The 26134-nt window shown below is 64.9% G+C and carries 20 protein-coding genes; 9 read left to right on the top strand and 11 right to left on the bottom strand.

Annotated features, from left to right (window positions below; all coding sequences use genetic code 11):
* Positions 1 to 59: 59 nt before the first annotated feature.
* The 6 genes from B059_RS0103710 to cysC all read left to right on the top strand — a co-directional run bounded on the left by B059_RS0103710 (position 60) and on the right by cysC (position 9119).
* The gene (locus tag B059_RS0103710) at positions 60 to 2264 is read left to right on the top strand and encodes a type IV pilus secretin PilQ (protein WP_018076898.1); all 2205 of its coding nucleotides are present in this window, start codon (positions 60 to 62) and stop codon (positions 2262 to 2264) included.
* Positions 2265 to 2383: 119 nt separating this feature from the next.
* Complete coding sequence (locus B059_RS0103715) at positions 2384 to 2935, top strand: shikimate kinase (protein ID WP_018076899.1); 552 nt, start codon at positions 2384 to 2386, stop codon at positions 2933 to 2935.
* The gene (locus B059_RS0103720; protein ID WP_018076900.1) at positions 2936 to 4186 is read left to right on the top strand and encodes a right-handed parallel beta-helix repeat-containing protein; all 1251 of its coding nucleotides are present in this window, start codon (positions 2936 to 2938) and stop codon (positions 4184 to 4186) included.
* Entirely contained in the window at positions 4183 to 6519 is a 2337-nt protein-coding gene (locus B059_RS0103725; protein ID WP_026177291.1) for a VanZ family protein, read from the top strand. Before B059_RS0103720 ends, B059_RS0103725 begins: the two co-directional genes overlap by 4 nt.
* Positions 6506 to 7462 carry an acetyltransferase gene (locus tag B059_RS0103730; RefSeq protein WP_018076902.1) on the top strand — a complete coding sequence of 319 codons (957 nt, stop codon included), beginning with the start codon at positions 6506 to 6508 and terminating at the stop codon, positions 7460 to 7462. The genes B059_RS0103725 and B059_RS0103730 overlap by 14 nt, the downstream gene beginning before the upstream one ends.
* Before the next feature lie 25 nt (positions 7463 to 7487).
* Positions 7488 to 9119 (top strand): adenylyl-sulfate kinase, encoded by a 1632-nt coding sequence (gene cysC / locus B059_RS0103735; RefSeq protein WP_018076903.1) that lies wholly within the window; start codon positions 7488 to 7490, stop codon positions 9117 to 9119.
* A gap of 79 nt (positions 9120 to 9198) precedes the next feature.
* Here the strand turns inward: cysC and B059_RS0103740 are convergent, their stop codons facing one another.
* Genes B059_RS0103740 through ubiE form a run of 4 tightly spaced genes read right to left on the bottom strand, consistent with a single transcriptional unit; the run spans position 9199 to position 13546 of the window.
* Positions 9199 to 10659 carry a high affinity choline transporter 1 gene (locus tag B059_RS0103740; protein ID WP_018076904.1) on the bottom strand — a complete coding sequence of 487 codons (1461 nt, stop codon included), beginning with the start codon at positions 10657 to 10659 and terminating at the stop codon, positions 9199 to 9201.
* A 9-nt stretch (positions 10660 to 10668) separates the two neighbouring features.
* Positions 10669 to 12213, bottom strand: a complete 1545-nt coding sequence (gene ubiB, locus B059_RS0103745; protein ID WP_018076905.1) for a ubiquinone biosynthesis regulatory protein kinase UbiB — start codon at positions 12211 to 12213, stop codon at positions 10669 to 10671.
* Positions 12210 to 12815, bottom strand: coding sequence for a ubiquinone biosynthesis accessory factor UbiJ (locus B059_RS0103750; protein WP_018076906.1), 606 nt, complete (start codon positions 12813 to 12815; stop codon positions 12210 to 12212). Before B059_RS0103750 ends, ubiB begins: the two co-directional genes overlap by 4 nt.
* Positions 12812 to 13546 carry a bifunctional demethylmenaquinone methyltransferase/2-methoxy-6-polyprenyl-1,4-benzoquinol methylase UbiE gene (ubiE, locus tag B059_RS0103755; protein ID WP_018076907.1) on the bottom strand — a complete coding sequence of 245 codons (735 nt, stop codon included), beginning with the start codon at positions 13544 to 13546 and terminating at the stop codon, positions 12812 to 12814. The genes B059_RS0103750 and ubiE overlap by 4 nt, the downstream gene beginning before the upstream one ends.
* A gap of 137 nt (positions 13547 to 13683) precedes the next feature.
* On the opposite strand from ubiE, the gene phoB reads away from it, so the two are divergent.
* A complete protein-coding gene (gene phoB / locus B059_RS0103760; RefSeq protein ID WP_018076908.1) occupies positions 13684 to 14376 on the top strand; it encodes a phosphate regulon transcriptional regulator PhoB in 693 nt (230 codons plus the stop codon).
* A gap of 30 nt (positions 14377 to 14406) precedes the next feature.
* The gene (gene phoR / locus B059_RS0103765; RefSeq protein ID WP_018076909.1) at positions 14407 to 15759 is read left to right on the top strand and encodes a phosphate regulon sensor histidine kinase PhoR; all 1353 of its coding nucleotides are present in this window, start codon (positions 14407 to 14409) and stop codon (positions 15757 to 15759) included.
* Positions 15760 to 15884: 125 nt separating this feature from the next.
* On the opposite strand, the gene B059_RS0103770 is transcribed toward phoR, so the two are convergent.
* From B059_RS0103770 to nadA, 5 genes are all read right to left on the bottom strand, one after another.
* Positions 15885 to 16313 carry an HIT family protein gene (locus tag B059_RS0103770; protein ID WP_018076910.1) on the bottom strand — a complete coding sequence of 143 codons (429 nt, stop codon included), beginning with the start codon at positions 16311 to 16313 and terminating at the stop codon, positions 15885 to 15887.
* Positions 16314 to 16559: 246 nt separating this feature from the next.
* Positions 16560 to 18530, bottom strand: coding sequence for a hypothetical protein (locus tag B059_RS18590; protein WP_018076911.1), 1971 nt, complete (start codon positions 18528 to 18530; stop codon positions 16560 to 16562).
* 9 nt (positions 18531 to 18539) lie between these two features.
* Positions 18540 to 22310 carry a DUF3683 domain-containing protein gene (locus B059_RS0103780; RefSeq protein ID WP_018076912.1) on the bottom strand — a complete coding sequence of 1257 codons (3771 nt, stop codon included), beginning with the start codon at positions 22308 to 22310 and terminating at the stop codon, positions 18540 to 18542.
* Between the two features lie 193 nt (positions 22311 to 22503).
* On the bottom strand, positions 22504 to 23424 hold the full coding sequence (locus tag B059_RS0103785) for a DUF808 domain-containing protein (protein WP_018076913.1): 921 nt from the start codon (positions 23422 to 23424) through the stop codon (positions 22504 to 22506).
* Positions 23425 to 23439: 15 nt separating this feature from the next.
* The gene (nadA, locus tag B059_RS0103790; RefSeq protein WP_018076914.1) at positions 23440 to 24522 is read right to left on the bottom strand and encodes a quinolinate synthase NadA; all 1083 of its coding nucleotides are present in this window, start codon (positions 24520 to 24522) and stop codon (positions 23440 to 23442) included.
* A 128-nt stretch (positions 24523 to 24650) separates the two neighbouring features.
* Here nadA and hda point away from each other — a divergent pair, with 128 nt between their 5' ends.
* On the top strand, positions 24651 to 25304 hold the full coding sequence (hda, locus tag B059_RS0103795) for a DnaA regulatory inactivator Hda (protein ID WP_018076915.1): 654 nt from the start codon (positions 24651 to 24653) through the stop codon (positions 25302 to 25304).
* On the opposite strand, the gene trxA is transcribed toward hda, so the two are convergent.
* Positions 25305 to 25682: a thioredoxin gene (gene trxA / locus B059_RS0103800; protein WP_018076916.1), complete on the bottom strand. Its 378-nt coding sequence runs from the start codon at positions 25680 to 25682 to the stop codon at positions 25305 to 25307. It lies immediately after the preceding gene.
* A gap of 179 nt (positions 25683 to 25861) precedes the next feature.
* A complete protein-coding gene (locus B059_RS0103805) occupies positions 25862 to 26128 on the bottom strand; it encodes a hypothetical protein (RefSeq protein ID WP_018076917.1) in 267 nt (88 codons plus the stop codon).
* Positions 26129 to 26134: the final 6 nt, after the last annotated feature.

Genomic DNA, 26134 nt, shown 5'->3' on the forward strand with positions numbered 1-26134 from the left:
TACCCAACGGCTGCGCCGTTACTCATTCGCTCTACAAGCTGAAGCTTGTGAAAGATCGTATGACCCGCCAACTGTTCGGGATCGCCCTGCTCGCTGGTTTGGTGCTGCCGCTCGTGGTACGCGCTGCCGACGTGCCGCCTACCGGCAATACAGTGCAAAGCGTCGAGACCGCCACTCTGCCCGGCGGCAAGGTGGTGGTGCGCGTCAACCTCAAGAACGCGCTGACCGCCACACCGGCCGGCTTTACCGTCGGCAATCCGCCGCGCATCGCGCTCGATCTGCCCGACACCGGCAATGCCATGGGGCGCAACACGGTGGATGCCAACCTCGGGCCATTGTCGAGCATCAACGTGGTGCAGGCGGGAACCCGCACCCGCCTGGTGCTGAATCTGAACAAGGCAGTCGAATACGACGCCAGGATCGACGGCAAGACACTGCTCGTCGCGCTGGGCGACGTCGGTGCCGGTGCGGCGCCGGTGAACGTCAGCCCGCGTTTTGCTGAAGCGGGGCCCGGGGCGGCGCGCCACAGTATCCGCGATGTCGATTTCAGACGTGGCGCAGCGGGCGAGGCACGCATCGTGACCACGCTGTCTGATGCGCAGGCGGGGATCAACATCCGCCAGCAGGCCAACGGCGTGGTCGTCGACTTCATCGGCACCGAATTGCCCCAGGCCCTGCAGCGTCGCCTCGACGTGGCCGATTTCGGCACCCCGGTGCAGACCATCGAAACCTATACCCTGGGCGACAACACCCGCATGGTGATCGAACCCAAGGGTGGCTGGGAGTATTCGGCCTACCAGACCGACAACAGCTTCATCGTCGAGGTCAAGGCGGCGGCCGATGGCCAGAAGAAAACCGCTGACGGCAAGGTGAAATACACCGGCGAAAAACTCTCGCTCAATTTCCAGAACGTCGAGGTACGCTCGGTGCTGCAGGTCATCGCCGATTTCACCGGCCTCAACATCATCGCCAGCGACACCGTGGCAGGCAACCTCACGCTGCGCCTGAAGGACGTGCCGTGGGATCAGGCGCTCGATCTGATCATGCAGACCAAGGGCCTGGACAAGCGCCAGAACGGCAACGTGATCTGGATTGCGCCCAAGGACGAGTTGCTGACCAAGGAAAAACTCGAGTTCGAAGCCAAGAATCAAGTGGCCGATCTGGAGCCCCTGACCACCGAATACATCCAGCTCAACTACATGCGGGCGGATGAAGCGCAGACCATGCTGTACGGCTTTGCCTCCGGTGCCTTCCTCAATTCGGCAACCAACAACGCGGTGAACTGTTCGGCACAGGCGCAGGGTCTGGGCGGTGCTGCCGCAGCGCAGGCGTCGCAGAAAGGCCAGGGCGACAATGACCAGAAAGTCCTGACCAAGCGCGGCCGCGCCACCTACGAACTGAAGACCAATACGCTGATCATCACCGATACGGCACGCAAGATTCAGGAGGTTCGCGAACTGCTCGCGCGTCTGGATGTGCCGGCGCGGCAGGTCATGATCGAGGCGCGGGTGGTCATTGCCGATTCGCAATGGGGCCGCCAATTGGGTGCGCGGCTGGGCACCCGGATTACAGGCACGACCAGTTTGGCCGGTTCGCAAACGGGTATCAACCTGTCGGGCAATCAGTTGGCAGCCGAGACAGGCACAATCTCCAACAATGTCAATTTGCCGATCTCGGGCAGCACGGCTCCGGGTTCGTTCGGTCTGTCATTGTTGAATATCGCGACGGGCAATTTGATCAGTCTGGAATTGCAGGCGCTGGAAGCGGATAACCGCGGAAAAATTCTTTCCAGCCCGCGTGTCGTGACGTCCAACCAGAAGCCGGCGGTGATCCTGCAAGGTGAGCAGATTCCTTATGTCACTCAAACCGTTTCCGGCGGAGTCGCGACGACGACCGTTACGTTCAAGGACGCATTCCTCTGCCTGCTGGTGGACCCGCAAATCCTGAACAACGATTCCATCATCATGAGTGTGGAGATCCAGAAGGATGCACGCGGCCCGGTGATTACGGCTGCGGGCCTGAGCGCGCCCACCATTGAAACCAAACGTGCCAAAACCCAGGTGCGGGTGAGCAATGGCGAAACGGCTGTGCTGGGCGGAATTTTTGAAGAGGTCGATCGGAATGACGTCAACAAGGTTCCGTTCCTTGGAGATATGCCCTTCCTCGGCAACCTCTTCAAGAATTCAAGCAAGCAGAAAGACAAAATTGAGCTGCTGATTTTCCTCACTCCGCGCATCCTCGACGATCGCCTGTCGCTCCGCTGATTGCGCTTACCTATCCAGGCGCGGGCTTGTCCCGCGCTTTTTTTTTGCCCCGGTTTTCTCCGGCGTTCCACTCCGCTGCCGCTGCTGTCGATCAAGCGGCTCTCAATTAGAATGGCGCCATGAGCAAGCGCGACAATCTTTATCTGGTCGGACTGATGGGGGCCGGCAAGACCACGGTGGGGCGGCAGCTGGCCAAGCATTACGGCTGCGTTTTCTACGACTCGGACCATGAAATCGAGGCGCGTACCGGCGTCAAGATCCCGGTCATCTTCGAGATCGAGGGCGAGGCGGGGTTTCGCAAGCGTGAGGAGGCGGCGATTGCCGAATTGACCGCATTGTCCGGCATTGTGCTGGCTACCGGCGGCGGGGCGGTGCTGTCGGCGGCCAATCGCGACCATTTGCGCAGCAGGGGGGTGGTGATTTATTTACGCGGCACGCCCGAGCATTTGTACGAGCGCACACGGCACGATCGCAACCGTCCGTTGCTGCAAACGGCGGACCCGCTGGCACGCTTGCGCGAGCTCTATAAGCAGCGCGACCCCCTGTATCGCGAAGTGGCCGACATCGTGGTGGATACCGGGCGGCAGAGCGTGGCGGGGATGACCCGCATGCTGTTCGGCAAGCTGGACTTGCTGAAGCGCGGGCTGCCGCTGGCGGATACGGGGGACTGAATGCGGCGCATCGTCCCCGCTGGCGTGTTCTGCTTGCTGGCGGGCACGGTTGTCGCTGCCGACTACCGTGCAGGCGCGGAAGATTACCGCGATTATGTGCGCCAGTTGCAGCCTGGCGACCGCTTGCTGCTCGAACCGGGCGATTACCGCCAGGGCCTGCCGCTGCACAATCTGTCCGGGCGCGCCGGCCAACCCATCGTCATCGAAGCGGCCGATCCCGCTGTGCTGCCGCGCTTCATCGCACGGCCGCGCGCCAATACGGTCAGTCTGGTCAATGTGCGTCATCTGGTAGTGCGCCATCTGGAACTCGACGGCCGCGGGCTGCCGGTGGATGCGATCAAGGCCGAGGGCCACAGCCGCTATGCCGATTACATCACGCTGGAATCACTGCGTATTCACGACCACGCCGCATCGCAGCAGAACGTGGGTATTTCCACCAAATGTCCGGCATTGGGGTGGGTGGTCAGGGGGAACCGCATCGAACGGGTCGGCACCGGCATGTACTTCGGCGATTCCGATGGCTCGGACCCCTTCGTCGGTGGCGTCATCGAAGCCAACCGGGTTGCGCACACGCTGGGTTACAACCTGCAGATCAAGCATCAAACCACACGCCCGGAAGGCCCGACAGCGCGCTACGATACGGTGATTCGGTACAACGTGTTTTCCAAGTCCGACGCCGTCGCCGGCCCGCAGGCGCGCCCCAATGTCCTGCTGGGTCATGTTCCGCCGACGGGCGCGGGCAGCGAAGACCGCTATCTGGTCTACGGCAACCTCTTTCTGCACAATCCGAGCGAAGCGTTGTTGCAGGCGGAGGGGCGAGTGGCGGTGTACGACAATGTATTCATCAACGGCAGCGGCGATGCGATCCATATCCAGCCGCATCACGATGTGCCGCGCGACATGGCGATTTTCTCCAACACCGTGCTGGCTTCGGGCGTCGGCATCCTGGTGCGCCAGGGCAAGGGGGAGGCCTGGCGCCAGCGCGTGATCGCCAATGTGGTGGCGGCCACTTCTCCCGTGCTGGGCGGCGAGGCCGCGCACAATGTCACGCTGGCCTATCGGCCGGATTTTTTGAACGTTGCTGCAAAGGAACTGACTGCGCGCCTGCTGGCGGAGGCCCCGCCGCCTGACCGCCTGCCGGCTGCGCTGGCAGGCGAACTGGCGGCTTATCCCGATTGGCAGGGCGCGTCGCGCCCCGGAGCAAGGGTGGCGCCCGCCGTGCTGCGCATGCCGGATGCTTTCCGGCCATGAGCCGCAGCATGGGGGCGTCCGGCAATCTCCGCGTCCTTCTGGGGTGGACTGCGCTGCTTTACACCGTATTCGTCGTTTACGGCAGCCTGGTGCCATTGAAGTTTCATGCGTTGCCGTGGGACGAGGCGGTGGCCCGCTTCGGGGCGATACCGTTCCTCAAACTCGGCATCGGTTCGCGCGCCGACTGGGTGGCCAATCTGCTGCTGTTCATCCCCTTGAGCTTCCTGTGGCTGGGCGCGCTGTCGGCCGGCCGCAGTCGCCTGCTCCGGGCGCTCGCCACTCTGGCGCTGATCCCCGCGGCTGCCGCGTTGAGCATCGGGATCGAATTCACGCAGCTGTTTTTCCCGCAACGCACGGTGTCGCAAAACGACATCCTGGCCGAAGCCCTGGGCGGGATCATCGGCGTACTGGCTTGGTGGGGGGCGGGCGGGCGATTCGTGGACTGGCTACAGTCCTGGCGACACACCCATGCCCGCGCCGCCCTGGCCGAGCGGCTGGCCTGGGCGTATCTGGCCGGGGTGCTGGTCTACAACGTGCTGCCGCTCGACCTGACCATCAGCCTGGTCGAGATTTTCCATAAATGGCAGGACGGCAAGGTCAATCTGATTCCGTTTGGCCGCCTGCCCGGGGATGCGGCCTATGCCCTGTACGAAATCGCCACCGATGCCCTGATCTGGGCGCCGCTTGCGCTGCTGTGGCGGCTCGACGGGACACGCAGCGCGTGGCGCGCGTGGGGTATGACGCTGGCCACGGCCACCGCTGTGGAAATCATGCAACTGTTCGTCTTCTCGCGGGTTAGCGATGTCACCGACCTCTTCACGGCCGCCGTCGGTGCCGCCCTGGGGAGCGTCATCGGCGGCTGGCTGGCCGCGCGCGAGGCGCCCGCCGGCCGGCCGCCGCGGGCCGCCGCCCCGCCCGCACAGGCGGGCGGGGCGGCGGGATGGCTGCCATTTGCGCTGGCGGCGGGATGGCTGGCCGTGCTGCTGTTCGTATTCTGGTTTCCCTTCGATTTCCGCACCGACGGCGCCTTCATCAAAAGCCGGCTCGACTTCCTGCAGCGGGTGCCGTTCGAGGTGTATTACATCGGCACCGAATACCGCGCCATCACCGAAGTACTGCGCAAAACGCTGTTCTTTGCCCCGCTCGGCGGTTTGCTGGCATGGGGCGTGGCACGGCAGCCGTGGCGCTGGCGCAGCCCTCTGTTTGCGCTGGCCATGCTGGTGCTGGCGGGAATGCCTGCCGTCATCGAGCTGGGGCAGGTGATGTTGCCGCACAAAATCGCCGACACCACCGATTGGCTACTGGCCTGGCTGGGAGGCTTGGCGGGCTACGGCATGGCGCGGCGCATGCTGCGCGCGCCGCGCCATGCCGTGCCGGTACGGACGGCTGTCGACGCGGCCGCCGTGTCTCCGTACCCGGCGCCGCGTACGCGCTGGCATTTGCCGCTGATGCTGGGGGGGTTGACCGTGCTGTTCTGGAGTGCGGCGCATGCCCCCTTCGTACCTTACAACGTGCGTGAACTGCTGCGGCACGACGCGCCCTGGCTGTCGGCGCTGCTGCTTGCGCTGGCGTGTTACTGGCTGGCGGTGTGGCCGGTGTGGCTGGCGCGGCGGCGGGTGTCCGGCCTGTTCCGCCAGGGCCAGCTGCCGCTCGGTTTGCTTATGTATGGCGGGATGGCTTTTCTGTTGCTGGCAGCCGCCGTGCCGGATGAGAGCCTGTACGATCTGGCCGGCAGCCCGGTGCACCAGTGGCCCGGACAGTGGGAGCTCGGGCTGCGCTGGGTGGCGCTGCTGGCGGTGCCCGGGGCGTTGCTGTATCTGGCCGCGCAAACCGTGCGCCGCTGGCGCGGCCGGCGGTTGGGAGCGGGGCATTTCTGGGCGGTGGTTCCGGTACTGCTGCTGGCGTATTGGGGCATCGTCGCGCAGGCGGCCACCGACAACCTCACGGAACTCATGGCGGTGCCGCGGCCGCTGGCCTTCGTGGCGCTATGCGCCTGGCTTTATGTCCTGTTCCTGGCGGCGGCATGGCTGGCTTCGCCGCTGCCGGCGGCGCAGCGCACCCGGCAGTTGGCCGCTGTGCTTGCATCGCTGCCCTTGGCGGCACTGTTTCTGCATCTCGGCCTGGCAGGCGAAATCGACAAATACGGCCAGCAATTTTCGGCCCTGCAGTTTTTGCTGAGCGCCGACCGCCAGCATTACGCCGCGCAGCCCGTCATCTGGCTGCGCTACAGTGCGCTGCACGTGCTTGTCATCGCAGCGCTGGCCTCCTTACAATGGCCGCACTTCCGCGCCACGCCCCGACTACACAGCCAGGTCCCCCATGCCTCTCATTGACGTTTTCAACGGCGACGCGGACGGCATCTGCGCGCTGCATCAGTTGCGCCTGATCGATCCGGCCGACTCCGAGCTGATCACCGGACCCAAGCGCGACATCGGCCTGCTGAAGCGGGTCAATGCCCAGGCAGGCGACTGCATCACCGTGCTCGACATCGCGCTGTCGAAAAACCGCGATGCGCTCGACCGGCTGCTTGAAGCGGGCGCGCACGTGCGTTATTTCGATCACCATCAGCCGGGCGACATCCCCGCGCACCCCCATTTCGAAGCGCACATCGATACCGATGCCAATGTCTGCACCAGCCTGCTGGTGAACCGGTATCTGCAAGGCAGGCATCTGGCGTGGGCGGTGACCGCCGCATTCGGCGACAATCTCGTCGATGCTGCGCGGCAAGCCGCCGCACCCCTCAACCTGTCCGCCGGCCAGTTGACGCAATTGCAGTCGCTCGGCGAGTGCCTCAACTACAACGGCTATGGCGAAGCCCTCGACGATCTGTTTTTCGATCCAGCCGAGCTGTATGGCCAGCTGCGCCCGTTTGCCGATCCCTTCGCCTTTGCCGCCGAGTCGCCCGCCTATCGGGTTTTGCAAGCCGGCTATCGCGACGACATGGCGCGCGCGATAGCCGTCGGTGCGGCCGAAATGCGCGCGGCCGGGCGCATTTTCATGCTGCCGGCCGAAAAGTGGGCGCGGCGGATTTCCGGCGTGTTTGGCAATCGGCTGGCAGTCGAGTCGCCCGCGCAGGCGCACGCCGTGCTCACCGCCAAGCCGGGTGGCGGCTATGTCGTCAGCGTGCGCGCGCCGCTGGTTGACCGCGCGGGCGCAGACGAACTGTGCAGCCAGTTCGACAGTGGCGGCGGGCGCAAGGGCGCCGCCGGCATCAACCATCTGCCCGCGTCCGAGCTTGGCCGGTTTATTGCTAGTTTTTTCGAGATTTATAAATAGCGTCGCGGTCCTTTCCTGGAGCAACATGGTGAATCAACTGATCGCGCCCTACGGTGGCGCCCTCGTCAACCTGATCGACCCTGCAAGAGCCGATGCGCTCAAACAGGAAGCCTTGGCGCTGCCCTCGCTCGAACTCGGCTGGCGCCAGCAGTGCGAACTCGAAATGCTGATGACCGGCGCCTATTCGCCGCTTACCGGCTTCATGACACGCGCGCAATGTGCACGCGTCGAGACGGACATGCAGCTCGACGACGGCACCTTCTGGCCGTTGCCTGTCACGCTCACCAGCCGGCAAAAAACCGCAGCGGGGCTGAAACCCGGCGACCGCGTCGCCTTGCGCGACAGCGAAGGTTTCATGCTCGCCGTGCTGGCGCTCAGAGACGTGTGGCAGGACGGCGATGACACCTACCTGGGCGGTGCGGTCGAAGGCGCGGCTTTGCCGCCGCATCCCGATTTTGCCAGCCTGCGTGCCACCCCGGCCGAGCTGCGCGCGCTGCTTGACCGGCGCGGCTGGCGGCGTGTGGTCGCCTGGCAGGCGCGTCAGCCGATGCACCGCGCGCAGTTCGAGTTCTGCCTGAAAAGCGCGATCGAGAACGAGGCCAACCTGCTGTTGCATCCGCAGGTGGGGGGCGACATTACCGATGCACCGGCATATTTTGGGCTGGTGCGCAGTTTCCTCGCCATCCGCGAGCGCTTTCCTGCCGCCACCACCCAGTTGTCGCTGTTGCCGGCGCCGCCGCGCGAAGCCAGCGCGCGCGCGCTGCTGCTGCGCGCCATCGTCGCGCGCAATCATGGCTGCGACCTGCTGATTGCGGGCGGCGAACACCAGGCTGACGGTGACTGCCGGCGCGGTGAAGACCTCGCCCAGGTACATGCCGATCTGCCGGTGGCCGAACTGGCCGGGAAAATCGGCGTGCAACTCATTGCCTACCCGCGCATGGTCTACGTGGAGGACCGCGCCGAGCACCTGCCGGAATCCGCGGCTCCGGCCGGAGCACGCCTGCTTACCCTGAGCGGCGAGGAATTCCAGCGCCGCATGCGGGCGGGGCTGAAAATCCCAGACTGGTACAGCTTTCCCGAAGTGCTGGTCGAACTGCATCGACAGAATCCGCCGCGCGAACGCCAGGGATTCACCGTGTTCTTCACCGGCCTGTCCGGTGCGGGGAAATCCACTCTCGCGCGTGCACTGACCGCGCGGCTGATGGAAATGGGCGGACGTTCGGTGACCCTGCTGGACGGCGACATCGTACGTCGCCATCTCTCGTCCGAACTGGGCTTTTCAAAAACGCACCGCGACATCAACGTGCGACGCATCGGTTTTGTGGCGAGCGAAATCACCAAGAATCGCGGCATCGCCGTCTGCGCGCCGATTGCGCCGTATCGCCAGACGCGCCGCGACGTACGCGCCATGATCGAGACGGTCGGCGGCTTCGTCGAAATTCACGTTGCCACCCCGATCGAAACCTGCGAATCGCGCGACCGCAAGGGCTTGTATGCCAAAGCACGTGCGGGACTGATTCCAGAATTCACCGGCGTCTCCGATCCTTACGAAATACCTGAAAAACCGGAGCTGGCGATCGATACCACCGGCCTGGGCATCGACGAGGCGGTACAGCAAATCCTGCTCAAGCTGGAGCACGAGGGCTATTTGCGCTGAGCCGCGCCAGGCAAGCGAAAACGGCGGCCTTGGGCCGCCGTTTTCGCTTGCCCATCCGGCTTGGAGCCGTCGCCGGAAATCAGCCCCGGTTGTAGAAGAATCCGATACCTGATTTCAGGCGTCCTTCAAGCGCTCTCAGTGATCCGGCCAGCATGCCTATCGCACTGGCGATAAGCCCGGCAAACTGCGGCGGCAAGGCGGCGTCGGGCGCAATGAATTCCATCGCAATCCAGACGGCAAAGCCAAGTGCGATCGACAGGGCCGCGCCGGTGTTGCTGGCGCGCTTCCAGTAGATGCCCGCGATCAGGGGCACGAAGGCGCAAGCCAGCGTGACCTTGTAGGCGTTTTCCACCATCTGGTGAATGCTGGTTTGCGTATTGAGTGACCATAGGGAATAAAGCACCACCAGCCCGGCGAAGGCGACGACGACGCTGCGCGTGATCCACAGCAGCGTCTTCTGGCTCATGCGGTGGTGCGGCATGAATTCCTTGATGATGTTTTCCGAAATGGTGACCGACGGCGCGAGCAGGGTTCCGGACGCGGTGGACATGATGACGGAGAGCAGGGCGCCGTAGAAAATGATCTGCGCGTAGAACGGCAGGTGGGTTTTCACAAAGGCCGGCAACACCAGCTGCGCGTCCTGTGCCAGCAGTTCGGATGTCATGGCCGGGTCGACCAGGGTGGCGGAGTAGGTGAGGTAGATCGGCACCGCAGCGAACAGTAAATACAGCGCGCCGCCGATGACCGTGCCCCACACCGCAATGCGTTCTGTTTTGCTGGCATTGGCGCGCTGGAATACGTCCTGCTGCGGGATCGAACCCAGCCCCATGGTGAGAAAGCCGGCGACGAAGGTGACCACCGCCGCCCATTCCAGCGGCGGCCAGAATTCGAACTTGCCGGCGGCGGCGGCGTGCTCGATCACCGGCGCGATGCCGTTGACCTCGGGCATGTCGGCCACCAGCTTGGCGATCCACAGCAGCCCCGCGACGATGACCGTCATCTGCACCAGGGTGGTCAGGGCCACCGACCACATGCCGCCGAACAGGGTGTAAAGCAGGACCACGGCCGCGCCGATGAGGATGCCTTGCGGCTGGGTGATGAGGCCGTCCGACAGCACGTTGAACACCAGCCCCAGCGCCACCACCTGGGCCGATACCCAGCCCAGATAGGACAGCGCGATCGCCGCCGAAATCACTACCTCGATCGGGCGGTTGTAGCGCTGGCGGAAGAAGTCGCCCAGCGTGAGCAGCTTCATGCGGTACAACGGGCGGGCGAAAAACAGGCCGAACAGGATCAGTGCGAGCGAGGCGCCGAAGGGATCGGAAATCGTGGCGCCGAGATTTTCGTCGAGGAAGGTGGCGGGGATGCCGAGTACGGTTTCGGCGCCGAACCAGGTTGCAAACACCATCGCAACCACCACGATCATCGGCAGCGCGCGCCCGGCGGTGATGTAGTCGCTGGCAGTGTGGACCTTGGTGGCGGCATACAGGCCGATGCCGATGGAAAGGACCAGGTAGAGGATGACGAAACCAATCAGCATGACGGGTTCTTATTGCAGGACGGAATAGAGAATGACGGCAGATAATGTGGCAAGCAGGCCGGCGATGACGCCCAGCCAGCGGTTGCGGGCATGCTGCTGGCGCAGCATCAAGGCGAGTCCAACTTCCAGTTGGGTCAGCCGGTTTTCGTTCAATGCCTGGTGCGCCAGGCGCGGCAGCTGCGGCAGCAGGGCGGCCCATTTGGGCGCTTCGGTCTGCAGGTTCCGCACCAGCGCGCGCCAGCCGACCTGCTCGTTCATCCAGCGTTCGAGGAAGGGCTTGGCGGTTTGCCATAAATCCAGCTCGGGGTCGAGCTGGCGGCCGAGGCCTTCGATGTTGAGCAGGGTCTTCTGCAGCAGCACCAGTTGCGGTTGGATTTCCACGTTGAAACGGCGCGAGGCCTGGAACAGCTGCAGCAGCACGCGGCCGAAGGAAATCTCCTTCAGCGGACGGTCGAACACCGGCTCGCACACCGCGCGCACCGCCGCCTCGAGCTCGTCGATGCGGGTATCGGCCGGCACCCAGCCGGATTCCAGGTGCGCCAGTGCCACCCCCTTGTAGTCGCGGCGGAAGAAGGCGAGGAAGTTGCGCGCCAGATACTGCTTGTCGACCTCGGTGAGCGTGCCCATGATGCCGAAATCGAGTGCGATGTACTGCTCGGAGCCGGGGCGCACCAGGATGTTGCCGGGATGCATGTCGGCATGGAAGAAGCCGTCACGGAACACCTGGGTGAAGAAGATTTCGACCCCGGTGGCGGCGAGCCTGGGGACGTCCACGCCGGATTCGCGCAGGCGCTCGACGCGGCTCACCGGAATGCCATCCATGCGGTCCATCACCATGACGTCGCGGCTGCAGTAGTCCCAGTAGACTTCGGGCACCAGCAGCAGCGGCGAATCCTTGAAATTGCGCCTGAGCTGCGAGCAGTTGGCGGCCTCGCGCATCAGATCCAGTTCGTCTTCCAGGTGCTTCTCGAATTCCGCCACCACCTCGCGCGGGCGCAGCCGTTTGCCGTCGGCGAACAGCTTCTCCACCAGGCCGGCGGCGGCATACAGCAGCGACACGTCGTGCGCGATGACCGGCGCGATGCCGGGGCGCAGCACCTTGACGGCAACTGCGGTGCCGTCGCCCCCCGCAGGGGATGAATGCAGGCGGGCGAAATGCACCTGCGCCACCGAGGCGGAGGCGACCGGAGTGGCGTCGAATTCGGCGAACACCTCGGCCAGGGGTTTTTTGTATGCCGCTTCCAGCGTGGCGATGGCCTGGGCGGACGGAAACGGCGGCACCCGGTCCTGCAGCAGGGCGAGTTCGTCAGCGATGTCGAGCGGCACCAGGTCGCGCCGGGTCGAGAGCATCTGGCCGAATTTGACGAAGATCGGCCCCAGTGCTTCCAGCGCACGGCGCAGTCGCACCCCGCGCGGCTCTGCGAGCGGGCGCCAGAACAGCGTGATGCGCACCAGCCAGCGCAGCAGGCGCACCCGCTCGTGGCCGAGGAAGAACTCCTCCAGGCCGAAGCGCAGGCCGACGCTGAGGATGCGGACGAGGCGCAGCAGCTTCATGCGGGTCGCGGTTGCGTGTCCTGTTCGGGGCGGCGGGCTTCCAGCAAACGCAGCCGCGCATCCAGTCGCGCCACATTGTCGGCGAGCGTATCCACGCCGTGATTGAAGCGTGCCACATCGACACCGCGTGCCATCAACTCGGCTTCCTCGACCGCATATTCGCTGGCGTTGCGGCCGAACGCGGAGAACATCTGTCCGAGGCTGACCAGTGCACCGCGGCCGAGCGCATGCAGACGATGCGCAGCGATATCGCCCACGATCGGCGCGAGGTCGGCTTCGGCGTCCCAGTCGAGTTGCCCGAATACCCGATCGAGCGTGGCGAGGAGCGCGGGGTCGCCGCTGTAGTCGGCGTGACGCAAGGCCTCGCGGCCGAAAAATGGCAGCCGCGCGATGAGCGTGGGGGTGGGGCGCACGACGGCGTCGGGGGTATCGACCACCGCCTCGGAAAAGCAGCCGTCAGCGGCGATGAGGAAATCGAGCTGCGCGAGCGTGAGATCGAAGCGCACGCTTGCACCGGCATGGCGGACGAGCGCCTCGGCCGCGCCGGGTGTCTGCCGCAGCAGATGATTGAGGCCGCGCTCGACGATGGCTTCAGCGATCAAACCTTGAAACCCTTGTGCAGCGCCACCACGCCGGCCGTCAGGTTGTGGTAGCTGACCTTGGCGAAGCCGGCGGCTTCCATCATGGCCTTGAGTTCTTCCTGCCCCGGGTGCATGCGGATCGATTCGGCGAGGTACTGGTAGCTGTCCGCGTCCTGGGCGACGAGCCTGCCCATCAGCGGCAGCAGCTTGAAGGAATACAGATCGTAGGCCGGCTCCAGCGGTTTCCACACCTTGGAGAACTCCAGCACCAGGAGGCGGCCGCCGGGTTTCAGCACGCGGTGCATCTCGGCCAGCGCCCGGTCCTTGTGCGTCATGTTGCGCAGGCCGAAGGCCACCGACACGCAGTCGAAATAATTGTCCAGGAACGGCAGCCGTTCGCCGTCGCATTGAATGGCGGGCGGGGTCTGGCCCTCGTTCAGCATGCGGTCGCGGCCTTCGCGCAGCATCGAGAAGTTGATGTCGGTGAGCAGCACGGAGCCGCTCTCGCCCACTTCCTTCAGGAACAGCCGGGTGAGGTCGGCGGTGCCGCCCGCCACATCGAGCACGCGCATTCCGGGCCGCAATCCCGCCTGCGCTACGGCAAAGCGTTTCCACAAGCGGTGCAGGCCGGCCGACATGAGGTCGTTCATGAGATCGTACTGCGCGGCGACGGAATGGAAGACCTCGGCCACTCGGGCGGCCTTTTCGGATTCGGCAACCTGCTGGTAGCCGAAATGGGTGGTTTTATCCATGGTAGACGGGGCGAACAAGTAAGCCCGGAATTCTACCAGTGCACGGGTTGGCAGGGGCTTGCGAGGGCGCTGGATGTCATAAATCGGTCATACTGCCGTCATAGTATGGCCAACATTGCATAAAGGCCGGAGACCCCATGGCTGCCAATATTCTGCTGGTCGAAGACGAACCCGGGATTCAGGAACTGCTCAAATTCAACCTGGCGCAGGCAGGCCATCAGGTCACCGCTGCCGGCGATGCCGAGCATGCGCTGAAATTTCTCAAGAGCACGCTGCCCGACGTCATCCTGCTCGACTGGATGCTGCCCGGCATGTCGGGCATCGACCTGTGCAAGCGCCTGCGCAGCGACGAGCGCTACCAACCGATCCCCATCATCATGCTGACCGCGCGCGGCGAGGAGCGCGACAAGGTGCTGGGGCTGGATACCGGGGCCGACGATTACATCACCAAACCGTTTTCGCCGCGCGAACTGGTGTCGCGCATCAAGGCCGTGCTGCGCCGCCGTGCCCCGCAAATGACCGACGAGCCGGTCGAGATCAATAACCTCAAGCTCGACCCCTCCAGTCATCGGGTATCCGGCAGGGGGCAGGCGCTGGAACTGGGGCCGACCGAGTTCCGCCTGCTGCATTTCTTCATGACCCATCCCGAACGCGTCTATTCGCGCGCCCAGCTGCTCGACCAGGTGTGGGGCGACGACGTGTTCGTCGAGGAGCGCACGGTCGACGTCCATATTCGCCGCCTGCGCCTGGCGCTGGAGCCGTCCGGCCATGCCGAACTGATCCAGACCGTGCGCGGCTCGGGTTACCGCTTTTCGGCCGACGTGGGATAATCCGCCCACCGGGTTTTTGGGCAGGCAAATATGGGCTTCTGGTGGCGTCCGCTCAGCGTTCTGGCCAGCGTCTTGCTGGTGGCGCTGATTCTGTGGGCTGGCTCAGGATGGGTGGCGGCGCTGGGGTTTCTCGCCGGCATCCAGGCCTTCGTGATGCTGCGTCGCCTGTGGCAGGAATTCCGCCTGGCGCGCTGGCTGGAGAACCCGGACGAAGTGGAACCACCTGACGCCACCGGCACCTGGGGCGACATCTTCTACCGCCTGCAAAAACTCCAGAAACGCCAGAAAGCCAGCCGTGGCCAGCTCACCTCCGCGCTTGAACAGTTCGAGCATGCCGCGATGGCGGTGCCCGACGGCATGGTCATTCTCAATGGCAATGAACAGATCGACTGGTGCAATCCCGCCTCGCGCACATACATGGGACTGGATTGCGAGCGCGACCGCGGTCAGTTCGTGCGTTACCTGCTGCGACAGGCGCATTTTCTGGAGTTTCTCGACGCGGCCGATTTTTCGCGGCGCCTGGTGTGCAAATCGCCGATCAATCGCGAGATCACGCTGTCGCTGCAACTGGTGCCATTCGGCGAAGGCAAGAAACTGCTGGTCGCGCGCGACATCACCGACCTCGAACGCGTCGACGCCATGCGCCGCGACTTCATCGCCAACGTCTCGCATGAACTGCGCACCCCGCTGACGGTGGTCGGCGGCTTCGTCGAAACCATGGCCGATGCGCCTGACCTGCCGGCCGCCGAGTATCGCCGCTATTTCGATCTGATGCTCGACCACACCCGGCGTATGCAGCATCTTCTGGACGACCTGCTGACGCTGTCGCGGCTGGAAAGCGCCGACCACAAACTGAACGACGAGCCCGTCAATGTTCCCGAACTGGCGGCCTCACTGAAGGCTGAGGCGGAGTCGCTGAGTCGCGGGCAGCATCGAATCAAGCTGCAGCTCGACAGCACGGCCTGGCTGAAGGGCAGCCTGCAGGAAATCCGCAGCGCGCTCGGCAACCTGGTCTCGAATGCCGTGCGCTATACCCCGGGCGGTGGCGAAATCACCCTGAGCTGGCGTGAGCGCGACGGCGAAGGCGTGTTTGCCGTCAGCGATACCGGTGAAGGCATCGCCGCCGAACATATCCCGCGCCTGACCGAGCGCTTCTACCGCGTCGATCGCAGCCGCTCACGCGAAACCGGGGGCACCGGGCTCGGCCTCGCCATTGTCAAGCATGTGCTCACCCGCCACGGCGCGCGGCTGGAAATACAGTCCATCCCCGGCAAGGGCAGCACCTTCTCGGCCATCTTTCCCACCCAGCACATGCAGCCTGCCGGCGTGCCGGCAGGCGCCAGCGTCATTCCGTTTCCCGAACGCGAGCAAGCCGCCGGCTGAGCGTGGTTCTTGGCGCTTCAGCGCCTTTAGAACCACGGCCTGCCCCTTGCGGGTGGAGCATGGTTCTTGGCGCATACGACTCCACGCGTGCTTCAGCGCATAGTGGATCGAAGTCCTTCAGGGCTTCAGCATTCAGAACCACGGCCTGTCTCTGGCGGGTGGAGCGCGGCTGCAAGTAGTGCATCCAGATCGGCCGGTGCGCCATGCGGCGTATCCCGGTGCCTTGCGCCCCACACCGGATCGGGGAAATGCGGGTCATCCGCAAAGCGCGGAATCACGTGCCAGTGCAGGTGCGGCACTACGTTGCCGAGCGAGGCGAGGTTGACCTTGTCCGGGGCCATCACCTCGCGCAGCGCGGACTCAGCGGCCAGCACCACCTCCAGCAGGCGCCGCTGTTCCGCCGGGTGCAGGTCGCTCATCTCCTTCACATGGGCATTGAGGATCACGCGCAGGAAGCCAGGGTAGTCCGGCTCGTCGGCCAGCACCACGCGGCAGAAGTCGTCCTGCCACAGCACTTTCCCACCCTGGGTATCGCACAAGGGACAAGCAGTCATTTCAACGCTTCCGAAACAAAACGCCCGCATCTTGCGGGGCGTGGGCGGGTCTGGCAAGCGTCAGGCCGCTTTGTGGCGCATAAGCCAACTGCCCCGTCCCAGACTGGCCAGCATCATCAGCCATTCGCCGGGTTCCGGAATGGCGGTGAGGTCGTAGACGGTGACGGAGGCGAAACGGGCAGCGGCACCTTCGGATAGCGCGATGTCGACGATCCTGGCGCTGTACGGGAAGTCGCATCCGGCAGATCAATCCCGGCCGGACGTTTCGCTTCGATTGCCCCAGCGGAACGGTGCGGTGAGAATGGCTTCAAGCCCGCGCCGCAGCAGATGGCCGGAATCGCGGCGCGAGGTGCGGGTGGCGCGCAGCGCCAGGTAGAAAGTCAGCGAGAAGCTGACCGTGAGATTGACCAGGCCGATCAGTACGACGCCGAAGATCGAAGCCAGCACGACGGGAAGCGGAAGCTGCCAGCCGAATGCCTGCCAGGCGTAGCCGAGGTTGGCAGCGGAGAAGGCGATGTGGCGGATGTCGAGCGGCAGGCCGGCGAGGGAGCCGAATGCGCTGACCAAACCCAGGTAGAACCCGAAAAACAGATTGCCCATCACGCCCCCCCAGTGATGACGCAGATATTCGACGATGACGCCCCAGAGGCGTGCGCCGAGCAGCTGCGGGGGCAGGCTGAGGCGCTGCAGGCGTTCTGGAATGCGCCGATAGACGGACTGGTTGTCGTAATAGCCGCTGACGATGCCGGCGAGGAACAGGCCGACGCCGGCCATCGCTGCATAAAACAGCGTGGTGCCGCTGAAGGGGTTGAGTTCGGCCAGCAGCTGTACGGCCTTGTCAGGGGTGACCACCACGTGGCCGGCCGCGTCGAGCGCCAGTGCGAGCAGCACGGCGGTGGCGAAGGCGAACAGCATGTTGCCCAGTATGGCGGTCGCCTGGGAGCGCCATACCCTGACGGCAAATTCGTTGAGCAGTTTTTGCTGTGCGGCCTGGCTGCGCACATTCGAGAGCGTGCGTGCAAACAGGCTCGCGGTCATGGCCGGCTGCTTGGTGGCAACGGTCAGGTGCAACAGGTAGATCAGCACGAAACCCAGCGCGTAATTCAGGCTGACAAGCAGCGCTTCCCGCAGCGGCGCCAGATGCAGTGCGACCACGTGGATTTTCAGCAAGGCCATGCCGGCAATGATGACGCCGCCGCCGCTGGCCGCCCAGAACATCTTCTTCAGCGCGTCCCAGCCTTCGGCCACGTAGTGTTCGCCGGTCTGGCTGGCGAACTGGGTGATCTGGAGAGCGAGGCGCCCCGTGGTGTCGCGGACCAGGCTGCCGACACCGTGGCGTTTATCGCAGGCATCGATCAGTTCGACGAAGAGGCGCGCAAGCAGTGCGTGCGGCTCGTCGGTGGCCGGGTCGGTCAGCGCGATCAGGCTGCGCATGCGTGCCATCTGCTGGCTCAGCCGGTTCGAATGCTGGGTGAGCTCGATGCTGGTGCCCAGCGTTTCGCTGTGGCGGCGCACGCGATCGAGCGCCTCATCGCACTGCTCGAGCAGCACATCGATCTGCCGGGTGTCTTCCGCCTCGCCGCGCAGCCAAGTGTCGACTTCATGATGCAGCGCGAGAAATGGCGAATCGTACTCCTCCAGCGCGGGCTCGATGCGCAGGAGTTCGGCATCGAGCCCGCCCGCAGCGATGCGGTGCGACAGCGAACTGATCGCGTCGGTGAGGACGCCGGGCTCGCCACGCCGGAATACCTGTCGCAACTCCAGCAGATCGCATAGGCGTACCCAGAGCGCAGGGTCTGTCGCGTGGATCCAGGCGCGGTCGCGCGAGGTGATCAGCGCATCGAGCCAGTCACGCAGCCGGCTGGGATCAAGTTCGGGCGGGAGTAGCTTGAATGCGACGCGGCGCCTGAATTCGGCACCAAACGCGCGATAAGGCAGGAGGCCGGCCTCGGTCAGCAGGTGCGTGGCCTTCTTGTCGGCGAACAGCGCTACAAGGTGGTCGCGCAGTGCGGCGATGTAGACCGGATTCTGCTCCAGCAGCGCGATCAGCGTGCGAAGATTGTCGTGGGCGGCCGTGAGCGGCTGGTTGGCGTGCGGCCGCACATGAAACCACAACCGCGCCAGCAGCGTGCTGTCCGCGGGGGGCGCCTCGGCCATGCGTGCCAGCGTCTGTTCGATAAAACTGGACGTCTGGTCGTCTGGCGCGGGCACGTCCATCGACTTACCCTACAGCAGCACGCGCTCGATGCCGCCGTTGCCCACTTGCGCGAGGTAGCTTGCCATCCAGTTCTCGCCCAGCAGCTTCTTCGCCAGCTCGATCACGATGTAGTCGGGCTCGGTGCCGGTGTCGTCGCTGTAGCGCGCGAGGCCCTGCAGGCACGACGGGCAGCTGGTGAGGAGCTTGACCGGCTGCGTGCCGGAGCCGAGCGCGGCGACGCCGGCGCGGATTTCCTCCTCCTTGCGGAAGCGGATCTGCGTCGAGATATCCGGCCGGCTGACGGCGAGCGTGCCGGATTCGCCGCAGCAGCGGTCGGACAGGTGCACGCCGCCGCCCAGCAGCGCGTTGGCGACTTTCATCGGTGCGTGGGTCTTCATCGGCGTATGGCAGGGATCGTGAAAGAGGTATTTCTCGCCGCTGACGTTGTCGAGCTTGACGCCTTTTTCCATCAGGTATTCATGGATGTCGAGCAGGCGGCAGCCGGGGAAGATTTTCTCGAATTCGTATTTCAGCAGCTGGTCCATGCAGGTGCCGCACGACACGATCACGGTCTTGATGTCAAGGTAGTTCAGCGTGTTGGCGACGCGATGGAACAGCACGCGGTTGGCCGCGGTGATCGCTTCGCCCTTGTCGGCCTGGCCGCTCGCGGTCTGCGGGTAGCCGCAACAGAGGTAGCCGGGCGGCAGCACGGTCTGCGCGCCGAGCTCGAACAGCATCGCCTGGGTGGCCAGCCCGACCTGCGAAAAAAGGCGCTCGGAGCCGCAGCCGGGGAAATAGAACACCGCGTCGCTGTCTTCGTTGAGCTTGGCCGGGTTGCGCAGGATCGGCACGATCGAGGGATCTTCCAGTCCCAGCAGCGCGCGTGAGGTCTTTTTCGGCAGCCCGCCCGGCATCGGTTTGTTGACCAGATGGATCACCTGCGCGACCGGCTTCGGCCTGCCCAGCGTGGCGGGCGGGTTTTTCGTCTGCGCCTGGATCAGCCCCATGCGTTTGAACAGTTGGTGTCCCAGCCGCTGGCTGGCGTAGCCCCATTCGATCAGCGGTTTGCGCAGGGCCTTGATGGTGGCGGGGTCGGTCGCGTTCAGGAATGCCATCGACGCCCAGGTGCCGGGATTGAATTTCTTCTTGCCCTGCTTCCTCAGCAGGTTGCGCATGGCGACCGAGACGTCGCCGAAGTCGATGTCGACCGGGCACGGGTTCTTGCACTTGTGGCAGATGGTGCAGTGGTCGGCGACGTCGCTGAACTCGTCGAAATGCTTCAGCGACACGCCGCGCCGGGTCTGCTCCTCGTATAAAAAGGCCTCGATCAGCAGCGAGGTGGCGAGGATCTTGTTGCGCGGCGAGTACAGCAGGTTGGCGCGCGGAATGTGGGTGTTGCATACCGGCTTGCACTTGCCGCAGCGCAGGCAGTCCTTGATCGAATCGGCGATGGCGCCAGTTTCCGACGCTTCGAGAATGATCGATTCGGCTTCCAGCAGGCCGAACGACGGCGTGTAGGCGTTGCGCAGATCGGCGCCCGGCAGCAGCTTGCCCTTGTTGAAGCGTTGCGCCGGGTCGACCTTGTTCTTGTAGTCGGCAAAGGTCGCGATCGTCGCGGCGTCGAGGAATTCCAGCTTGGTCAGGCCGATGCCGTGCTCGCCCGAAATCACCCCGCCGAGATCGGTGGCGAGCGCCATGATGCGCGCCACCGCCGCGTTGGCGGCCTGCAGCATGGCGTAGTTGTCGGAGTTGACCGGGATGTTGGTGTGCACGTTGCCGTCGCCGGCATGCATGTGCAGCGCCACAAAGACGCGGCTTTTCAACACCTCTTTGTGGATGCGATCGCAGGCTTCGAGCAGGCGGATGTATTCGCGGCCGATGAACAACTGGTGCAGTTCGCGCCTTACCTCGCGCTTCCACGACACGCGGATGTGCTTGTCGCGCAGCGCGGTGAACACCGTTCCTTGCGCGTGCGGCGCATCGAGGTCGCCGGCATAGCCCTGCCAGCGGGCTTTCACGGTTTCGATCAGGGCCACTGCGCGCTGGCGTTTTTCTTCCACCTGCGCGGGATCGGCGACGGTATCGTCGTCTTCCAGCAGCGGCAGCGGCGCGGCGAAAAATTCGGCCAGCGCGTCGAGCAGCTTGAGCTTGTTGGCGATCGACAGTTCGATGTTGATGCGCTCGATGCCGTCAGTGTAGTCGCCCAGCCGCGGCAGCGGGATCACCACGTCCTCGTTGATCTTGAACGCGTTGGTGTGCGCCGCGATCGCTGCGGTGCGGGCGCGGTCGAGCCAGAAGATCTTGCGGGTTTCGGGCGCTACCGCGATGAAGCCTTCGCCGCCGCGCGCGTTGGCGATGCGCACGATGCGCGAGGCGGCTTCGCCGACGGCGACTTCGTCGTCCGAGACGACGTCAATCAGCAGCACCATATTCGGGCGGGCGGCCCGCGGCGCCTTGGTGGCGTAGCCGACCGCCTTGACGTAGCGCGCGTCGAGATGCTCCAGTCCGGCGAGCAGGATGGCGGGATGCGCGTCGCAATATTCCTTCACCTCGACGATCGCCGGAGTGGCTTCGGCGGCATTGCCGAAAAACTCCAGGCATACGGTGCGGGTGTGCGCCGGCAGCCGGTGCAGGATGAAGCGCGCCGAGGTGATCAGGCCGTCGCAGCCCTCCTTCTGGATACCGGGCAGACCGGCCAGGAACTTGTCGGTGACGTCCTTGCCGAGGCCGGTCTTGCGGAAGCGGCTGCCGGGGATGGTGAGGATATCCGGCGAACCTTTCGGCGTCTTGCCGTCGGCGGCGAAACGGCGGATTTCGAAGGTGGCCGAAGGCACGTCGTGGATCTTGCCGAGATTGTGATTGAGCCGGCTGACCTCGATCCAGTCGGCGTCCGGCGTGACCATGCGCCACGACACCAGGTTGTCCAGTGCGGTGCCCCACAGCACGGCTTTCTTGCCGCCCGCGTTCATCGATACGTTGCCGCCGATGGTCGAGGCGTCGGCCGAGGTCGGGTCGACCGCGAATACCAGGCCGGCGGCATCGGCCGCTTCCATCACCCGCTTGGTCACCACGCCGGCGCCGCAATGAATGGTGGGAACTTCGAATTCCATACCGGGCAGGTGCTGCATTTGTACCGCGCTCATCGCTTCGAGCTTCTCGGTGTTGATGACGGCCGCCTGTTCGGTGAGCGGGATTGCGCCGCCGGTGTAGCCGGTGCCGCCGCCGCGCGGGATGATGGTCAGTCCCAGCTCGATCAGTCCGGCCACCAGCGCAGCCATCTCGGCTTCGGTGTCCGGGGTCAGCACCACGAAAGGATATTCCACCCGCCAGTCGGTGGCGTCGGTGACATGCGAGACGCGCGCCAGGCCGTCGAACGCGATGTTGTCGCGCCGGGTCACGCCCACCAGACGGCGCAGGATGCGCGCCCGCAGGCTGGTGGTGTCGTCGAACCAGGCCTCGAATTCGCGCACCGCGCGCCCGGCCGCTGCCAGAAGCTGGCCGACCAGTTCGTTGCCCTGGCGCCGCACCTCGATCTCGTGCAGGCGATGCCGCAGCGCTTCGACCAGCATCTGCCGCCGCTTGGGGTTGTCGAGCAGGTCGTCTTCCAGATATGGATTGCGCCGCACCACCCAGATGTCGCCCAGCACCTCGAACAGCATGCGCGCCGAGCGTCCGGTCTTGCGTTCGCCGCGCAGCGTGTTGAGTACATCCCATGCATCGGCGCCGAGCAGGCGGATGACGATTTCGCGGTCGGAAAACGAGGTGTAGTTGTAGGGTATTTCGCGGAGGCGGGAATTCATGGCGGGACGGTACTGCAAAAGCTGTATTTTACGGGATATTGCCGGGATGTCGGCAGTGCGTGCCGGCGCGATGGTGATCGCCGGCCGTGCGGCCAGCGGCGGGCAGGGAGAATGCGCCGTATGAGGGTGAATGGCGCCTGCGCCACGAAAATCCCGCGCTGACGGGGCCGGCCGTGCCGACTGGCGCGACGGGCTATTTGAACAGCCGCTTGCCTTGCGTGACGCCTGCCAGCACCAGTGCGCCTGCGGCAATGCCGGCCAGCCCATCTAGCAGCAATGGGGTGAGCGTGCCCAGCATGCCGCCGATTCCGGGCAGGGCCGCAATGGCGTGGGTGGCCGCTTCGACCAGATGATGCGCGGCGGGCAGGCCGTGCACGAGGATGCCGCCACCGACGAGGAACATGGCGGCGGTGCCGATCAGCGCCAGCCCTTTCATCATGGCCGGCGCCGCGGCGAGAATGCCGCGGCCGAATGCGCGCGCAGGGCGGGCGGGCCGCCGGCTGAGCCAGAGCCCGGCGTCGTCGAGCTTGACGATGCCGGCGACCAGGCCGTACACCCCGATGGTCATTGCGATGGCGATGCCGGCGAGCACCGCGACCTGCATGCCGAACGACGCGGCGGCAACGGTGCCCAGGGTGATGACGATGATTTCGGCCGACAGGATGAAATCGGTACGCACCGCGCCCCTGATCTTGTCGCGTTCGAGCGCGACCAGGTCGGCGTTGGGGTCGGCCAGCGCCTGCGCCAGCCCGGCATGGCGCGCATCGTCTTCTGCGCGGTGGAAAAATGTGTGCGCCAGCTTTTCGAAACCTTCGTAACACAGAAAGACGCCGCCCAGCATCAGCAGCGGCGTGATCGCCCACGGTGCCAGTGCGCTGATGGCGAGCGCGGCGGGGACGAGGATCAGCTTGTTGCGGAGCGAGCCCTTGGCCACCGCCCACACCACCGGCAGTTCGCGCTCGGCTTTCACGCCGGCGACCTGCTGGGCGTTCAGTGCCAGGTCGTCGCCGAGCACGCCCGCGGTCTTCCTGGCGGCGATCTTGGTCATCACCGACACGTCGTCGAGGATGCTGGCGATGTCGTCGATCAGGGCAAGCAGGCTGGTTCCGGCCATGGCTGGAGCAGCAGCTCAGTCACCCAGTTGAATTTTTCCGGCTTTTTCGGCTGCCGCAAAATCCAGCATGCGCTGGATCGACACGGCGGCCCTGGCGCGGATGCCTTCCTCGATGTGGATTTCGTTGCCGCCGTTCTTGTCTCCTGCGGGGGATTCCAGCACGGCGGCAAGCTTTCTCAGGCCGTTCATCGCCATCCACGGGCAGTGCGCGCACGAGGTGCAGGTGGCGCCTTCGCCCGCGGTCGGCGCTTCCAGCAGCAGCTTGCCGGGGGCGGCTGCGCGCATCTTGTGGAAGATGCCGTTGTCGGTGGCGACGATGAATTCCGGGTTGGGCAGGGTGCGTACCGCGTCGATCAGCTGAGTGGTCGAACCGACCACGTCGGCCAGTGCGATCACGGCTTGCGGCGACTCGGGATGCACCAGCACCGCGGCGGCCGGGTGCTCGGCATGCAGCTTCTTCAGCGCTTCGGCCTTGAACGCCTCGTGCACCACGCAGGAGCCCTGCCATAGGATCATGTCGGCACCGGTCACCCGCTGGACGTAGTCGCCCAGGTGGCGGTCCGGCGCCCACAAGAGCTTGTGCCCCTGCCGGTGCAGATGTTTGACGATCTTGGCGGCGATGCCGGACGTGACGACCCAGTCGGCGCGTGCCTTCACCGCTGCGCTGGTGTTGGCGTAGACCACCGAGAGCCGGTCCGGGTAGGCGTCGCAAAAGGCGGCGAATTCATCCGCCGGGCAGGCCAGGTCGAGCGAGCAGTCGGCGCCCAGGTCGGGCATGATGACGCGCTTTTCCGGATTCAGGATCTTGGCGGTCTCGCCCATGAACTTGACCCCGGCGACGATCAGCGTCTTCGCCGGATGGGCGTGGCCGAAGCGCGCCATCTCCAGCGAATCCGACACGCAGCCGCCGGTTTCCTCGGCCAGGTCCTGCAGGTCGGCCGACGTATAGTAGTGCGCCACCAGCACCGCATCCTGCTGTTTCATCAGCGCCTTGATGCGTGCCTTGAGCGCCGCGCGTTCATCGGCAGTGAGTACCTCCTCCACCATGGGCGGCGGCTGGATCACGGGTTTGACCGGAACGGGAAAGGCAAGGCTCATCGTGACGACTCAAGATTCGGCTAGGCAGAGTTTTCAAGTATAGCGCTGCGTGGCGGACGTTTTCACATGGCGCCGTCCGGGTTTTTTCTGGCGCGCTGCGGGGATTTTTGGCTTATCCTTGCGCCCCTATGCAACAGTTGCTTCTCGACATCCGCCCCCCTGCGCAGCCCGAACTTGCCCGCTTCGTGGCGGGGCGCAACGTCGAACTGATGGCACAGCTTGCGGCCATGCTCGACGGCAGCGCGGCCGAGCGCATGGTGTATGTGTGGGGCGCACCGGGCAGCGGCAAGAGCTATTTGCTGGCAGCCTGGGCGCATGCCTGTCGGGCGCGCGGCCTGAGTGTGGATGTCACCGGGAGCCGCGCCGCTCAGGCGGTGATCGCGGATCGGGTCGATGCGTGGGATGCCGCGCAGCAGCGCGCCGGCTTCGCCGCATTCAACCGGGTGCGCGAAGCGGGCGGGTTGTGGCTGGCGGCGGGGACGGCGGCGCCGGCCGACCTGCCGGTGATGCCGGAATTGCAGACCCGGCTGGGCTGGGGCCTGGTGTTCCAGCTGCACGGCCTGGACGACGCCGAAAAACGCGCTGCGCTGGCGCAGCACGCCGAAACCCTGGGGTTCCGGCTGGAACCTCAGGTGGCGGACTATCTACTGAATCATACTGCGCGCGACATGCAGAGCCTGCTGCGGGTGCTGGAGGCGCTCGACCGCTTCAGCCTCGAAATGCGCCGTCCAATCACGCTGCCGCTGCTGCGGCAGTTGTTGTCGGGTGCGGCCAGGCGCTGATCAGGCCGGACCCTGCTGGGCTTGCTGCTCGGCGATATCCTTGTGGACCTGCGCCATGTCCAGCCCCATGACCTGCTCGATCAGCGAATCCAGCGCGTTGGCGGGCAGCGAGCCGGCTTCGGAATAGAGGATGACCTGTTCGCGGAACACCATCAGCGTGGGGATGGAGCGTATCTGGAAATAGCCGGCCAGATCCTGCTCGACTTCGGTGTTGACCTTGGCAAAGACGATGTTGGCGTGGTTGTCGGATGCAGCCTCGAAAATCGGCGCAAACCCGCGGCAGGGACCGCACCACGGCGCCCAGAAGTCGACGATGACAACGTCGTTGCTCTGGATGGTGGATTCGAAGTTGTCCTTGGTGAGTTCGATGACGGCCATGCTGGTTCCTGCGAAGTGGTGGAAATGGTGAAATAAAAAGGCGCGAGGACGAATCCACCGCGCCTGAATGCCACCCTATCACGGATGGCGGGCCCCCGACAATGCGGAGGCGACTTATCGGGCAGCCCGGACGGATTGTCCGCTACCCAGGTCCAGCCGAAACCGGCTGGCCTTGAAACCTATTTGGCGAAAGCCTGGGCGAACAGGCCGCGCTTTTGTCCGGCCGGCTGAACGCCGCGCACCATGTTCTGGCTGTGCTTGAGGTTGCTGCGCACCTCGGCACGGTTCACCGCCATGATGAGTGCGGTTGCCAGCACCCGCGCCTGATGTGGGGTAAGGTTGAGTTCATACCCCTGCGCCTGAAGCGTCACCACCACGCGGTCGCGGCCGCTGCTATCTTCCTGCAGGGCGATGTCCAGTGCGCTGCCGGATTCCAGTTCGATCATTTCGGT

Origin of the sequence: Thiobacillus denitrificans DSM 12475 (assembly GCF_000376425.1) — a bacterium.
Classification (GTDB): Bacteria; Pseudomonadota; Gammaproteobacteria; order Burkholderiales; family Thiobacillaceae; genus Thiobacillus; species Thiobacillus denitrificans.